Genomic DNA, 14,272 nt, shown 5'->3' on the forward strand with positions numbered 1-14,272 from the left:
AAAAGGGCTCCGCTTCCCTAGATACCTCGGCTATTATGGGATACCTCTCCGACGGGGTTTGTAGGGGAAATTTATGATCGGTTCTCGATTCGGCTTAGCCTCCCTGTTCACTCTTGCTCTTTTGGGGGTGGGCGGCTGTTCGTTCTTTCCGGTCTCGGGTCCGTCGGCGACCGACATCAAGAGCGGCCAGTCGGAAAGCGTCCCTTATGCCTTGATCAAGCTTACGCCCGGCGCTGTCGATATTCTGGCGAGTTTTGAGCCCAAGGGGCTCGCCGGAGCCTTTACCGACCGCCGTCCGTCCGCCAATATTACGTTCGGGATCGGCGACGTCGTCACCGTCACGGTGTTCGAAGCCGCGGCCGGCGGCTTGTTCATCCCGCTGGAAGCCGGCGTGCGTCCCGGCAACTTCGTGACGCTTCCCGATCAAATGGTCGACAACAACGGAAACATCAGCGTTCCGTTTGCCGGCTTGATTCGGGCGGTTGGCCGCACCAATGTGCAGGTTCAGAACGACATCGTCGAGAAGATCAAGAATCGCGCGATCGAACCCCAGGTGGTCGTGACCTTGGCCCAGCAGCGCACGTCGCTGATCAGTGTTGTCGGCTCCGTCAACACCCCCCTACGATTCGCGGTTCCGGCAACCGGCGCGGGCGACCGTGTCCTCGATGCTATTACCCGCGCCGGCGGCATCTCCGGACCCGGCTACGCGAGCTGGGTCATGCTTGAGCGAGACGGGCGCCGCGCCACGGTCCCGTTCGAGAATCTCGTGATGAACTCGAAAAATAACATCTATATTTTGCCTGGCGATCGGATCTACGTCTATCAAGAGCAGCAGAAATTTATCGCGTTTGGAGCCACCAACGGCGAGGGTTTGTCGCAAGGCGAATTCAATTTCGATGCTTGGCGCATCAACCTCGCCGAGGCCGTCGCAAAGGTCGGGGGGCTGGCGGATCTCCAAGCCGATCCCAGTTCGGTGTTTCTGTACCGGGTGGAGCCGCGCGAAGTTGCCCAGCTCCTCGGCGCGGACATGACGAAATTCAACGGGCCTTTGGTCCCGGTCATTTTTTCGGTCAATTTCCGCGATCCGGGCGGTTATTTCCTAGCAACAAGATTGCAGATGCGTAACCAGGACATCATCTTCGTCGCCAATGCCGCATCGGTCGAGGCAAGTAAATTCTTGACCTTCGTAAGTACCGTGACCACGACCGCAATCGGTATGGAAACAGCCATTCAAGGCGTCCCGATCACGAGCTCCATTGTGCATGGGCATGCGTTGCCGGGTATAACGGTGACCGGACCTTGACCGCTTGGCTTCGTCTGGCCCGTCGCAGCGGGTCGGCGAGCCGGCTGATCTGAGTTGAGAAAAAGAGCTTCGAATAGGTTCGAAGCCAAGCGTCGGGGGCGAATCACCGGGGAGAGAAGCGCCATTTTATTTCGCGGCGCCAACGGACGCCTGTTGCTCCCAAAGAATGAGTTTCGATGCCGCAACTGCCTGCCCCCGCCGAGCCAAAATGCAAGATTCTGATTTACGGCATTAATTACGCTCCGGAGATGATCGGAGTCGGCCGCTTCACCGGCGAAATCGGCGCTTATCTAGCGGAACAGGGATTTGATGTCCGAGTGGTAACCGCGCCGCCGCATTATCCAGGCTGGCGAGTCGCCCCGCCCTATCATCGTTTCCGCTACACCCATGAGACACGCGACGGCGTGAACATTCGCCGCTGTCCGCTGCTGCTGCGCACCGATATGCGCGGAATTTGGCGTCTCCTGGCGCCGTTGAGTTTCGCGCTGACTTCCGCGCCTATCGCTATCCGGGAAATCGTCGCCGGCCGTCCCAGCATCGTATTATGTATCGAGCCCACATTATTCGTTGCGCCCACAGCCCTGCTCGCAAAACTTTTTGGCGCACGCGCAATTCTTCATGTGCAAGATCTCGAGATCGATGCGGCTTTCGCGATGGGTCATCTTAAAGGCGGTTGGCTGAAGAACTTCGTGTCGAAGTTGGAATCCTGGCTGCTCAGGCGATTCTCACGGGTAATCACGATTTCCGGCCAAATGCGGCAACGGCTGATCGCCAAAGGGGTGGACCCCCATCGAATCGGCCTGGTGCGCAATTGGGTTGATCTCGCCAAGATCAAGCCGCTTGACGGAGCCAATGGTTTTCGCGGCGAACTTGGGCTACGGGAAAGCGACTTCGTCGTTCTCTATGCTGGCAATGTTGGCGCCAAACAGGCGCTCGAAATCGTTCTCGACGCCGCGCGCCAACTGATCGACTTGCCGCAGGTGCATTTTGTGATTGCCGGGGACGGTCCGGAAAAGCAGCGCCTGATGCAGAGTTGTGCCGCTCTATCGACGGTCCATTTTCTGCCGCTGCAACCGGAACAGCGGCTTTGCGAACTTCTCAATCTGGCCGACCTGCATGTTCTTCCGCAGTTGAGCGGGGCCGCCGACCTTGTATTGCCTTCCAAGCTTGGTGGAATGCTGGCGAGCGGCAAACCTGTCTTGGCCACGGCCGACTCCAGGACCGAACTTTACGACGTGTTGTACGGCACGGCGATTCTCGTGCCCGCGGGGGACAGCAGCGCCATGGCCCGCGAGATCAGGAAATTCGTCGCTGAGGGCGCGCACCCAGGCCTGGGAGACGGACGTCAGCTTGCTCAATCCTTCGCCCGCGAAACCTGCCTCGCAAAATTCCGCTCTTATCTGGCCGAGACCCGCGATCAAGGCGCGAGCTTCGGCTCTTAGACTGGCCGAGCGCCGCCCATATTCCCATATTTGAAAGGGCGATCCCGCGCGCGACATTGGGCCGCCCGTGTAAGTCAATCTTTTGACGTCAAAGTTTTTGGTTCCTCAGCGCTGGCTTGTTAAGTGCATCACGCTAAATTCATTGCTTTCAAACATTATGAACAGCCGAATGACCGGTGCACCGTTGGAAGTTCTCGCACGCCATGGGCCTGAGGGACTCGCAGGCAAGGGGATGCGGTATCGGCAATCTGCGGATCTTGGAGGAACACCTCATGAATTCCTTCGAATTGAACAAAATCGCCGGCGCTTGCCTTGGAACACTGCTCTTCACAATGTGCCTCTGGATGATTTCCGGCGCCATTTTCTCCCATCACAAGCTTGCGGTGCCTGGCTATCCGCTTCCTTCGGCGCCGCAAACCGCGCCGACGGCAAGCAGCGCGGCGCCAACCGCGCAACCCATCGCGGAACGCTTAGCGAATGCCGATGAGAAAAAAGGCGCGGCCGACGTAAAAGCCTGCGCCACCTGCCACAGCTTCGACAAAGGTGGAGCCGCGAAAATCGGCCCCCCGCTTTATGCAATTGTCGATCGCCCCAAAGGCTCAGTTGCCGGCTTCGAATATTCCGAGACCATCAAATCCAGCGGCGGAAAATGGACCTACGAGGATCTGGATCAATTCATAGCCAATCCAAAAGCTTATGCGCCAGGTACCAAAATGGCCTTTGCAGGGGAACAAGATCCCGCGAAACGGGCCGATATCATCGATTATTTGCATAGCTTGGCGGATGATCCGGCACCTTTGCCGACAAAATAAAGTGTTTCGAGCGTGAATTTACGAGAGCCGGGTTCCTGCCCGGCTTTTTCGCGTTTATCATAGGCACGGACGAACCGAGCTTCGCCGCCACCGCACCGACGCGATATGGATCGCCCAGGAAGCGGAGCGTTTCCTTTGCCCTGGACTTCGCTTTAGAGGACAAACTTGGCCACACAATTCCACTTGCCGGTTGCTTTTTCATTCACCCGCCGCTCGGCTCTGCGCCTTGGCCTGAGTGGCCTGATTTTACCGCAGTTTTTGGGGCCCGAGGCTTACGCGGCCGCGGAGGAAACCGAGACCCATGGCTTGTCGATCTTCGGGGACCTCGCGCAGCCTGCGGACTTCACGCATTTTCCCTATGTCAATGTCGATGCGCCGAAGGGCGGCGAGATTGTCCTTCAGCTGAGTTCGATTTCCGGAAACCAGAATTTCACAACCTTCAACACGCTGAACGCTTATATTTTGAAGGGTGACGGAGCCGCAGGAATGGGGCTCATTTTCGATTCGCTGATGAGCGGAAGCGGGGACGAACCGGATTCGCTTTACGGGCTTGTCGCCCGCGCCGTCCGCGTTTCCGCCGACAAAAATACCTATCGCTTTCTGTTGCGCAAGGAAGCCAGATTCCATGACGGCTCCCCTTTAACCGCGCGCGACGTCGCTTTTTCCTTGAACATCCTGAAAACCAAGGGACATCCCTCGATCCGCCAATCTCTGCGTGATCTCCAAGCCGCCGAAGCCGAGGCCGATGACGTCGTGCTGGTTCGCCTGAAACCGAACCACAGCCGGGAAGCGGCTCTGATCATCGCCGGCCAGCCAATCTTTTCGGCCGCTTATTATGGCACGCATCCTTTCGACCAGACGACGCTCGATCCGCCATTGGGTTCAAGCGCCTATAAGGTTGGCCCGTTCGATCAAGGGCATTACATAATATTCGATCGTGTGCCCGATTATTGGGGGAAAGATCTTCCGGTCAATCGCGGCCAAGCCAATTTCGATCGTGTGCGCTTTGAATATTTCTCCGATCGTAAAGTCGCTTTCGAGGCCTTCAAGGCTGGCGTTTTCACATTTCGCGAGGAGTTCACTTCCGCTGTGTGGGCGACGGGTTATGATTTCGCCGCCGTGAAGGATGGTCGGGTTCAGCGCGCGACCCTGCCCGATGAATCGCCGATGGGCACCCAGGGATGGTTCCTGAACCTTCGGCGCGATAAGTTCCAGGATCCAAGAATCAGACAGGCAATCGGCCTCGCCTTCGATTTCGAATGGACCAATACCAACATCATGTATGGGGTTTATTCGCGCACCACATCGTTCTTTCAGAACTCGCCGATGGCGGCGCAGGGGCGTCCGGCGCCGGAAGAACTGGCGCTGCTCGAACCCTATCGCAATGAGCTCGATCCCTCCGTGTTCGGCGAAGTTTACGTTCCCCCCGTATCCGATGGTTCCGGTCAGGACCGCGAGCTCTTGCGACGGGCGTCCGCGCTCTTTGCCGAGGCGGGTTGCAAGCGGGTCGGAACAGTTTTGAACTTACCCAACGGCAAGCCTCTCGATATTGAATTTCTGGACTTCGACAACGCCTTGGAACCCCATACGGCACCATTTATCAAAAATCTGAAACTGCTGGGTGTCGAGGCAAGATATCGGGTCGTCGATGCGGCTCAATATAAGCGCCGCCTGGACGCTTTCGACTTTGACGTCGTGACGTCGCGATTCGGCCTTGGTCTCACACCCGGAGAGGGCATGCGATCGACCTTTGGGACGGAAGCGGCAAACTTGCCCGGCTCGCATAATGTGGCCGGGATTGCCAATAAGGTGGTCGATAGCTTGATCGAAAAGGCGTTGGTCGTCGACTCGCGGGAACAACTGACTTTCATCTGCCGCGCGATCGACCGGATCCTGCGGGCGGGTCATTATTGGGTCCCGATGTGGAACAAACCCAATCACCTCGTCGCCTATTGGGATTTGTTCGGCCGCCCCCAGCGCAACGCCCGATATGATATTGGCGTTATCTCCACCTGGTGGTACGACGAGGAGAAAGCCAAGCACATCCATTTCGCTGGCCGCTGAAGGGCGTTTGATGTTTGCCTATATCGCGCGCCGCCTCCTCTTCATGATTCCGACCGTCTTCGGGATCCTGCTGATCAACTTCATGATCGTCCAATTCGCGCCCGGCGGTCCGGTGGAGCGGGTCCTGGCGCAGTTGCAAGGACTCGACTCCGGGGCCACGGCGCATTTCGGCGGCGGCGGAGAAGCCAGCAGCTCCAGCACAAGCGATTTCTCGTCAAAATACCGCGGCGCCCAGGGCCTCGATCCAAAATTCATTGCCGAACTCGAAAAGCAATTCGGATTCGACAAGCCCGCCTATGAGCGTTTCTTTCTGATGCTCAAAAACTATGCCACTTTCGATTTCGGGCGATCCTATTTCCGCGACGTGCCGGTGCTGCAACTCATCAAGGAAAAGCTGCCGGTTTCGATCTCGCTCGGCCTATGGATGACGTTTCTCTCCTATGCGATTTCGATCCCGCTTGGCATCAAGAAAGCGGTCAGCGATGGCTCGCGCTTTGACGTGTGGTCCTCGGCCATCGTCATCACCGGCTATGCGATTCCAAGCTTCTTGTTTGCGATCCTTCTGATCGTGCTTTTCTGCGGTGGCTCGTTTTGGCAAATCTTTCCGTTGCGCGGATTAACCTCGGAGAACTGGTCACAGTTTTCGCTTGCCGGCAAGGTCACCGATTATCTGTGGCATATCACCCTGCCCGTGATTTCAATGACCCTTGGAGCCTTCGCAACCTCGACCTTTCTCACCAAGAATTCCTTTCTGGACGAGATCGCCAAGCAATATGTCCAGACCGCGCGGATGAAGGGCTTAAGCGAACGGCGCGTGCTCTATGGTCACGTCTTTCGCAATGCCATGATGATCGTCGTCTCGGGCTTTCCCGGCGCCTTCATCGCGGCTTTCTTCGGCGGTTCTCTTTTGATCGAGACGATATTCTCTCTCGATGGCTTGGGGCTTCTTTCGTTTGAATCGATCGTCAATCGCGACTACCCCGTGGTTTTCGCGGATCTTTATATTTTCGCGCTGCTCGGACTGATCGTGAATCTTATGTCCGATCTCACATATATGTGGATCGATCCGCGCATCGATTTCGAGACCAGGGAGACTTAGCCGTGCGCGCCTCCCTGTCAGGTGACGCGATCGCCACCAAGCGACTCGCGCCAGCCGAACAAAAGCCCGGATTGTTTCGGTTAAGTCCGATCAACCGGCGCCGTCTTGCAAATTTCAAAGCCAACCGGCGTGGCTATTGGTGCTTTTGGATCTTTCTCGTTTTCTTTGTCCTGTCGCTCTTCGCAGAATTCATTGCCAACGATAAGCCGTTGCTCGTCGTCTATAAGGGCGAGCTTCTGTTTCCGATTCTGCACGATTATCCGGAAGAGAAATTCGGCGGATTTCTCGCTCAGACGGACTATCGGGACGCCGTCATCGATAAGGAGATCGAGGACCACGGCTTCATGATCTGGCCGCCGGTTCGCTACTCCTACAAGACCATCAACCGCCACCTGCCGGTTCCCGCGCCTTCGCCGCCAACCTGGATGCTGAGCAATGCGCAATGCCGCACGGCGGCGGAGCGGTTCACCAAAGATAAAAACGGCAATTGCAGCGATCTTGAATGGAACTGGCTCGGCACCGACGATCAGGGCCGCGATGTGCTCGCCAGACTGATCTATGGCTATCGCCTGTCCCTAGTGTTCGGCCTGACCTTGGCCGGCATCTCCTCCGTCATCGGAATCGCTGCTGGTGCCATCCAAGGCTATTTCGGCGGCTGGACGGATCTTATCTTCCAGCGAATGATCGAAATTTGGTCGTCGTTGCCGCATCTCTATCTGTTGATCATCATTTCCTCGATCATCACGCCCAGCTTTTTCGTGCTGCTCGGCATCCTCCTCCTGTTCTCCTGGGTCTCGCTGGTGCACGTGGTGCGCGCGGAATTTTTGCGGGCGCGCAATTTCGAATATGTGAACGCCGCGCGCGCGCTCGGGCTCTCCAACGGCACGATCATCGTCAAGCATGTCTTGCCGAACGCGATGGTTGCGACCCTCACCTTCTTGCCATTCGTTCTCAACAGTTCGATCACGACGCTGACCGCCCTGGATTTCCTGGGGTTCGGCCTGCCGCCGGGTTCGCCCTCGCTGGGCGAGCTGCTGCTTCAGGGAAAGTCCAACCTGCAGGCGCCCTGGCTCGGCCTCACCGGCTTCCTCGTCATCGCATTCATGCTCTCGCTGCTGGTTTTCATTGGGGAAGCCGTGCGCGACGCATTCGACCCAAGAAAGACGCTTCGATAGAGGCTGGTATCGTTTCGTCTACTCAACCGTCCTTCGGCCTAGTGGGGTAAAATTCTTTTCGTGCCTGACGCTCCTCTCCTTCAAGTCCGTGATCTCACCGTTCTCTTCCCGCAGGAGAAAACGGTCACCCGCGCGGTCGACGGCGTGTCCTTCACGCTCAAACGCGGGCGTACGCTCGCGTTGGTTGGAGAATCGGGGTCCGGCAAATCGGTGACCGCGCTTTCGATCGTGCGTTTGCTGGGGTCCGCGGTTAAGCCGCAAGGCCAAGTGTTGTTCAAGGGTGAAGATCTTCTGTCGTGCCGAGGGTCGCGCTTGCGCGAGATCCGGGGCGCCGAAATCACCATGGTCTTCCAGGAACCGATGACCTCGCTCAATCCGCTGCATACGGTCGAGCGGCAAATCGGCGAGATCCTGGAACTGCATGGCGCACGGGGCGCCGACAAGATTCGGCATCGCATCATCGAATTGTTGAAGGAGGTCGGGATCCCCGACCCTGGCGAACGCCTCGGGGCCTACCCGCATCAGCTGTCCGGCGGCCAACGCCAAAGGGTAATGATCGCCATGGCGCTTGCCAACAGGCCGGAGCTTTTTATCGCCGACGAACCGACAACGGCGCTCGACGTCACGGTTCAGGCGCAAATTCTCGAACTTCTCAAGCAGCTGCAGGCGCGCCACAACATGGCGATGCTTTTCATCACGCATGATCTCGGGATCGTTCGCCGTATCGCCGACGACGTCGCGGTGATGCAGAAAGGCAAGATCGTCGAGACAAACACGGTCGCCGAGCTTTTCGCCGCGCCGCATCACCCTTACACTCAGGCTCTCATCGCCGCCGAACCGAAGGGAACTCCTCCCGCCATCGACCTTGCGGCGAAGCCGATCCTCGAGGCAAAGGATATAAGGGTCTGGTTTCCGATCAAGCGCGGATTCTTCCGCAAGACGGTCGGATTCGTCAAGGCGGTCGATGGCGTATCGGTCAGCGTGCGCGAAGGCCAGACGGTCGGCGTCGTTGGCGAATCCGGTTCAGGAAAGACGACACTTGGTCTTGCCCTGTTGCGGCTCATTCGTTGCCAAGGCGCGATCGTTTACTTGGGACAACGGATCGAAGGCTTCAACTTCAAGACGATGCGGCCGCTACGGCGCGATATGCAGATCGTATTCCAGGATCCCTATGGATCTTTATCGCCCCGCCTTTCGGTCGCCGACATTGTCGGCGAAGGCCTCGGCGTTCAGTATAAATCCATGCCGCTCTGGCAGCGGCGCGAAGTGGTGGCGCACGCCCTTGCCGACACCGGCCTCGATCCGGCCGCGATGGACAGATATCCGCATGAGTTTTCGGGCGGCCAAAGGCAACGCATCGCGATTGCCCGCGCCATTGTTCTCGAGCCAAAATTTATCGTTCTCGACGAGCCGACTTCGGCGCTCGACATGTCGGTGCAAGCGCAAATCGTCGATCTCTTGCGCGACCTCCAAAAACGGCGGGGCCTCGCTTATCTCTTCATCAGCCATGATCTCAAGGTGGTTCGCGCGCTCGCCAGCGAAATCATCGTCATGCGGCAGGGCAAGGTCGTGGAAGCCGGCGTCGCCGCGGAGCTTCTTAGTCATCCTCAAAGCGCCTACACACGGGCGCTTTTTGCGGCCGCCTTCGACATCAAGGCCGAGGATGGGGCGGCCGTGAGCCAGTAGGACGGGAACCATGCCGCGCGCCCTTTTGCTCGTTCTCGATTCGGTTGGTTGCGGGGGCGCGCCTGACGCCGCCGATTATGGCGATGCCGGCGCGGATACGCTCGGCCACCTTGCCTTGGCTTGCGCCGAGGGCCGCGGCGACCGAAAGGGGATGCGCCAGGGGCTCCTGCGCCTCCCGAACCTCGACCGCCTGGGGCTTGGTCTGACCGCCGAGGCCTCGAGCGGCACTTTGCCCCCCGGCCTGACACGTCCTCACAAGCCTGCGGGGCTCTGGGGCTATGGGATTGAGACCGCGCACGGCAAGGATACGCCCTCGGGCCATTGGGAAATGGCCGGGGCGCCGGCCGCCGCGGCCTGGGGCTTTTTTCCCAAGACGCAACCCTGCTTTCCGCCCGAACTGACCGAAGCCTTGATCGCGCGGGCCAAGCTTCCGGGCATTTTAGGGAATTGTCACGCCCAGGGCGTCGAAATCATCGAACGGCTCGGAGCGGAGCATCTGAGCACCGGCGCGCCGATCTGCTACACCTCGGCGGACTCGGTGTTTCAAATCGCCACGCATGAAAAAATCTTCCCGCTTGAAAGGTTCTATGAGGTCTGCCGCATCGCACGGGGCTTATGCGACTCCCTCAACATCGGGCGGGTGATCGCGCGCCCGTTCGATGGCAACCCCAAAGAAGGATTTTTTCGGACCCCGCATCGAAAGGACTTCGGCCTCCTTCCGCCACCGGGCAATCTCCTGGAGAGGCTTGCAACCGCGGGACGCGCCATGGTGTCGATCGGCAAGATCGGGGATATTTTTGGGCATCGCTTCACCGGCATCGAAATCAAGCGGGATGGCAATATGGCGCATTTCGATGCAACGCTCGAGGCCTTGCGCGGACTTGCCGATGGCGGACTGATCTTCACGAATTTCGTCGATTTCGACACGGATTTCGGGCACCGCCGCGACGTCGCCGGCTATGCCCATTGCCTGGAAACCTTCGACGCCCGCCTGCCCGAGCTTTTCGCATCGATGCGGCCTGGCGACATTGCCGTCATCTCGGCTGATCACGGCAATGACCCGACCTGGAGGGGAACCGATCACACCCGCGAGAATGTCCCAATCCTTTGTTTCAGCCCGACTGTCGAGTCCGGAACGATGGGGAGGCGGGCCACGCTCGCCGATGTCGGCGCGAGCCTCGCGGCCCATTTGGGGTTACCTCCGACGCGCGCAGGCCTATCCTGGTATGAAGAGGCCTTCTTAGAAACAAGCAGTTCGGTCAAAGGATCACCTTCGTGAAGCAGGAGGTCGAGGGCGTCCACGTCGTCAGTCATCCATTGGTGCAGCATAAGCTCACCTTGATGCGCGATCGCGGTCAATCGACAAAGGACTTCCGCCAATTGCTGAACGAGATCGGCATGCTTCTTTGCTATGAGATCACCCGCGACCTGCCGCTCGAAATGATCGACGTTGAGACGCCCGTGGCGAAGACAAGGTCGCCGGTGATTTCCGGCAAGAAACTGATCTTCGCGCCGATCCTGCGCGCCGGAGCGGGGTTCCTCGACGGTATGCTCAATCTCGTGCCATCGGCGCGCGTCGCCCATATCGGACTTTACCGCGATCCCAATACGCTCGAAGCCGTAGAATATTATTTCAAGGTTCCGCAGGATCTCGCCGAACGCCTCGTCATCCTCATGGACCCCATGCTGGCGACAGGCAATTCAGCCAGCGCCGCAATCGCGGGACTGAAAAAGCGCGGCGCAAAGGAAATCCGTTTCGTCTGTCTGCTCGCGGCGCCGGAAGGCATTGCCAAACTTCGCTCCGGCCATCCCGACGTGACGATTTGGACAGCGGCGCTCGACGAGCGGCTGAATGATCACGGCTATATCGTCCCGGGTCTCGGCGATGCCGGCGATCGTGTATTTGGAACCAGATAAGCAGAACCCCTGGTATCCCGTTAAGTTCAATAAGTTCAGCCCCTTTGCCGCAGTGGGACCATTCTCTTTTTTTCACAATTTCCATCATTAATGACCAATCTCCAGCCGTAACTTTGCCATTGTTGATTTTTAATAAAGATGGAGTGAGATTGGTTAATGCTAAGCAATACCATTGTGGTTGCAAGTTATGTTGCAACGAATTGGCTTGCTGCGCGTTTAAGGTGTAAGTCTGGTTAGACAAAGGGTCCTGCTGCCCATGGTTCACCTTGAACTTCTGTACAAACCTACAGGGATTAACCGCAAGGCATCGACCGGTAGACTGGTCGTTGTGTCGAATCGTGTCCCTTTGCCATCGCCTTCATCCGGCCCTTCCGCCGGCGGGCTGGCGGTCGCGCTTGAGGCTGCTCTCCGAGAGCGCGGTGGCTTGTGGTTTGGCTGGTCAGGGAAAACCAGCGAAGAGACCGACCCTGCCCCGCAATTAAGAAGTTTCGGACCGATCACCTATGCGGTGTGCGATCTGCCGCGGCGCGATATAGAGCAATATTATCATGGCTTCGCCAATGGCGCTTTATGGCCCATCTGCCATTACCGGCTCGACCTCGCCGATTTGTCGGAATGCAATGCCGCCGCCTATTTCCGCGTAAACGAGCAATTTGCCCGCCGCTTGGCCAAGATGCTGCGTCCGGACGATATCGTTTGGGTGCATGACTATCATTTCATGCCCATGGCGAGTTTCCTGCGCCAATTGGGCTGCGCCAACCGAATCGGCTTCTTCCTCCATATACCGTGGCCGGGCCCGGATGTGGCAACCGCCTTGCCCGCCTACCAGCGGCTCATCCGTTCCTTGGGATCCTATGATGTCATCGGATTTCAAACCAATTCCGACGCCGATAATTTCCGCGATTGCATTGTGAATGCCAATGCCGGGCGGGTCGCTGGCGGTGATTGGTGCGAAGTCGACGGCCGCCGCGTCCAGGTGAACGCGTTTCCTATCAGCATTGACACCCAGGCTTTCGCGCAAGAGGCGCAGGCCGGTGAAAAAAATATTTCCGTGAAGCGGACGCTGGCCAGCCTCGACGGGCGCGACTTGATTATCGGCGTCGATCGGCTGGATTATTCAAAGGGCCTGAAAAAGCGCATCGAAGCGTTCTGTGGTTTCATCGAACGTTCGCCGCAAGCGACACGGGCACGGGTAACCATGCTGCAGATCACCCCCAAGTCGCGCTCGGAAGTTCCCGAATATGCCCGTATGCAGCGCGAGCTGGCGGAAGAAGTCGGCCGGGTCAACGGCAAGCTCGGAGACGTGGACTGGACCCCGCTCCGCTATATCAACAAGACGATCAGCCGATCGGCCCTTGCGGGGCTCTATCGCATCGCCCGCATCGGCCTTGTGACTCCTTTGCGTGACGGCATGAATCTGGTCGCCAAGGAATATGTTGCGGCGCAATCGCCGGAAAACCCCGGCGTGCTCATATTGTCCCAATTCGCTGGCGCCGCCCAGGAACTGAAGAGCGCGCTGATCGTCAACCCCTATGACGTCGAAGCGACCTCTGCCGCCATCGCACGTGCTTTCACCATGCCGATCGAGGAGCGCAAAGATCGTTGGAACGCCATGATGACGGTGCTTCGCGCCAATACCATCCATGATTGGACGACCCATTTCCTCCAGGCCTTAGGCAGTGAGCCGGACGGCGCCGAAATCGATTCGGCCCTGAACGGCCCTTCCGCGAGCGCCGAGATAGGGCGGTCCGATTCGCGCCCCGCGCCGCCGCTTTGGACCGCGCTGCGGCACTGAGATTTGCCGATCGGGAGGACCGCTCAAAGCGGAAATGGTCAGCTGCGCCGGATTTTCACATCGAGGTCGGGGACGATTTCCAACAGTAGGCGCAAATCGAGCAGAGCGCCGCTGAGCGTGTCGAACACATGCGCATCATCGGTCACGCCTGAGAACGAGGCCTGTAGGATTCCATCGACCGTCGCAACACCGCGCAAGGTTCCGCTCCCCTCCAGCATGCGCTTTTTGATTGCGTCGGAAAGTGCACGTTCTATTTCGATTTGATCCACCACGACCGCGTCCTCCATCTCGGCAGTAACGAGCACTGACGCGCTTGGCTTCAGCGCATCCGCCCTCGCAATCTTTCGCCCGGGCGCTATTTATAAGTTGGTTGGCGCTTCAGCCAGGGCTATATTTCACACACCAAACAAAAACGGAATACACACATAAGATCGGAAACAAAGGCTTTTGAGACGAGGGAGGTACATTATGATCCCCCTGTTAGCTCTTTGGGTCGGTGCTCTCAGTGTCGTTAGTATTTTCAACAGCGTTCCGCCCGAGAATACGCGGCAGAATGTCTATGGGATCGCGCTCTGGATTTTATCCTGCTGCATTTTGGTAATTTCAGCCGCGATTTTCATGGTCAGTATCGTTTCACCCTTGGGAATCCATCCGCAAGGCTACACTTAAGGCGTTGCGCGATCGCGGCGCGACCAGCTGAATGCGCGGAGACGGTTGCTGTTCCCTGCCCGCAGCGGGTTAGGAAAAGCGGGCTTCGCGTTTCGACTTTAAGAGGAGGCGAGCCGATGCATTTTACTGTCGGGCTTAAGCTGAACGGCAGGACGGACCATGTTCTCGTCGACGCCGAAGATGCGCTCATCGCCGCGCTTAAAGTCAAGGCGGATCGCCCGGACGCCGTGATTACCTATGTCCGCCAACAAAATCGGCGCGGTGATGCACGGCATCCTTCGCATGCCCTTGCCGAAGGCAATCAATAAAG

General features: G+C 58.1%; 13 protein-coding genes. 12 read left to right on the plus strand and 1 reads right to left on the minus strand.

The genetic code is table 11. The annotated features are described in order from the left end of the window. The first annotated feature begins 73 nt into the window (after nucleotides 1-73). The 10 genes from CU048_04885 (at nucleotide 74) to otsA (ending at nucleotide 13,293) form a co-directional block, all read left to right on the plus strand. The gene (locus tag CU048_04885; GenBank protein ID QBR70723.1) at nucleotides 74-1,303 is read left to right on the plus strand and encodes a sugar ABC transporter substrate-binding protein; all 1,230 of its coding nucleotides are present in this window, start codon (nucleotides 74-76) and stop codon (nucleotides 1,301-1,303) included. Nucleotides 1,304-1,479: 176 nt separating this feature from the next. Further along, nucleotides 1,480-2,745 (plus strand): colanic acid biosynthesis glycosyltransferase WcaI, encoded by a 1,266-nt coding sequence (locus tag CU048_04890; GenBank protein QBR70724.1) that lies wholly within the window; start codon nucleotides 1,480-1,482, stop codon nucleotides 2,743-2,745. A gap of 272 nt (nucleotides 2,746-3,017) precedes the next feature. Further along, nucleotides 3,018-3,557, plus strand: a complete 540-nt coding sequence (locus tag CU048_04895; GenBank protein ID QBR72667.1) for a cytochrome c family protein — start codon at nucleotides 3,018-3,020, stop codon at nucleotides 3,555-3,557. A 183-nt stretch (nucleotides 3,558-3,740) separates the two neighbouring features. Beyond that, a complete protein-coding gene (locus CU048_04900; protein ID QBR70725.1) occupies nucleotides 3,741-5,621 on the plus strand; it encodes a hypothetical protein in 1,881 nt (626 codons plus the stop codon). A 10-nt stretch (nucleotides 5,622-5,631) separates the two neighbouring features. After that, nucleotides 5,632-6,720: a microcin ABC transporter permease gene (locus CU048_04905; GenBank protein ID QBR70726.1), complete on the plus strand. Its 1,089-nt coding sequence runs from the start codon at nucleotides 5,632-5,634 to the stop codon at nucleotides 6,718-6,720. A gap of 2 nt (nucleotides 6,721-6,722) precedes the next feature. Next, nucleotides 6,723-7,895 carry a peptide ABC transporter permease gene (locus CU048_04910; protein ID QBR70727.1) on the plus strand — a complete coding sequence of 391 codons (1,173 nt, stop codon included), beginning with the start codon at nucleotides 6,723-6,725 and terminating at the stop codon, nucleotides 7,893-7,895. Between the two features lie 60 nt (nucleotides 7,896-7,955). After that, nucleotides 7,956-9,581 carry a microcin ABC transporter ATP-binding protein gene (locus CU048_04915; GenBank protein ID QBR70728.1) on the plus strand — a complete coding sequence of 542 codons (1,626 nt, stop codon included), beginning with the start codon at nucleotides 7,956-7,958 and terminating at the stop codon, nucleotides 9,579-9,581. Nucleotides 9,582-9,591: 10 nt separating this feature from the next. Further along, nucleotides 9,592-10,860, plus strand: coding sequence for a phosphopentomutase (locus CU048_04920; protein QBR70729.1), 1,269 nt, complete (start codon nucleotides 9,592-9,594; stop codon nucleotides 10,858-10,860). Continuing rightward, nucleotides 10,857-11,498: a uracil phosphoribosyltransferase gene (locus CU048_04925; GenBank protein QBR70730.1), complete on the plus strand. Its 642-nt coding sequence runs from the start codon at nucleotides 10,857-10,859 to the stop codon at nucleotides 11,496-11,498. The genes CU048_04920 and CU048_04925 overlap by 4 nt, the downstream gene beginning before the upstream one ends. A 256-nt stretch (nucleotides 11,499-11,754) precedes the next feature. Continuing rightward, a complete protein-coding gene (gene otsA / locus CU048_04930; protein ID QBR70731.1) occupies nucleotides 11,755-13,293 on the plus strand; it encodes an alpha,alpha-trehalose-phosphate synthase (UDP-forming) in 1,539 nt (512 codons plus the stop codon). A gap of 38 nt (nucleotides 13,294-13,331) precedes the next feature. On the opposite strand, the gene CU048_04935 is transcribed toward otsA, so the two are convergent. Further along, nucleotides 13,332-13,598, minus strand: a complete 267-nt coding sequence (locus CU048_04935; GenBank protein ID QBR70732.1) for a hypothetical protein — start codon at nucleotides 13,596-13,598, stop codon at nucleotides 13,332-13,334. Between the two features lie 163 nt (nucleotides 13,599-13,761). Between CU048_04935 and CU048_04940 the strand changes: the two genes are divergently transcribed. Next, complete coding sequence (locus CU048_04940; protein QBR70733.1) at nucleotides 13,762-13,962, plus strand: hypothetical protein; 201 nt, start codon at nucleotides 13,762-13,764, stop codon at nucleotides 13,960-13,962. A 116-nt stretch (nucleotides 13,963-14,078) separates the two neighbouring features. Beyond that, the gene (locus CU048_04945) at nucleotides 14,079-14,270 is read left to right on the plus strand and encodes a hypothetical protein (GenBank protein QBR70734.1); all 192 of its coding nucleotides are present in this window, start codon (nucleotides 14,079-14,081) and stop codon (nucleotides 14,268-14,270) included. Nucleotides 14,271-14,272 lie beyond the last annotated feature (2 nt).

It is taken from the genome of Beijerinckiaceae bacterium, assembly GCA_004564215.1.
Lineage (GTDB): Bacteria > Pseudomonadota > Alphaproteobacteria > Rhizobiales > Beijerinckiaceae > Methylocapsa.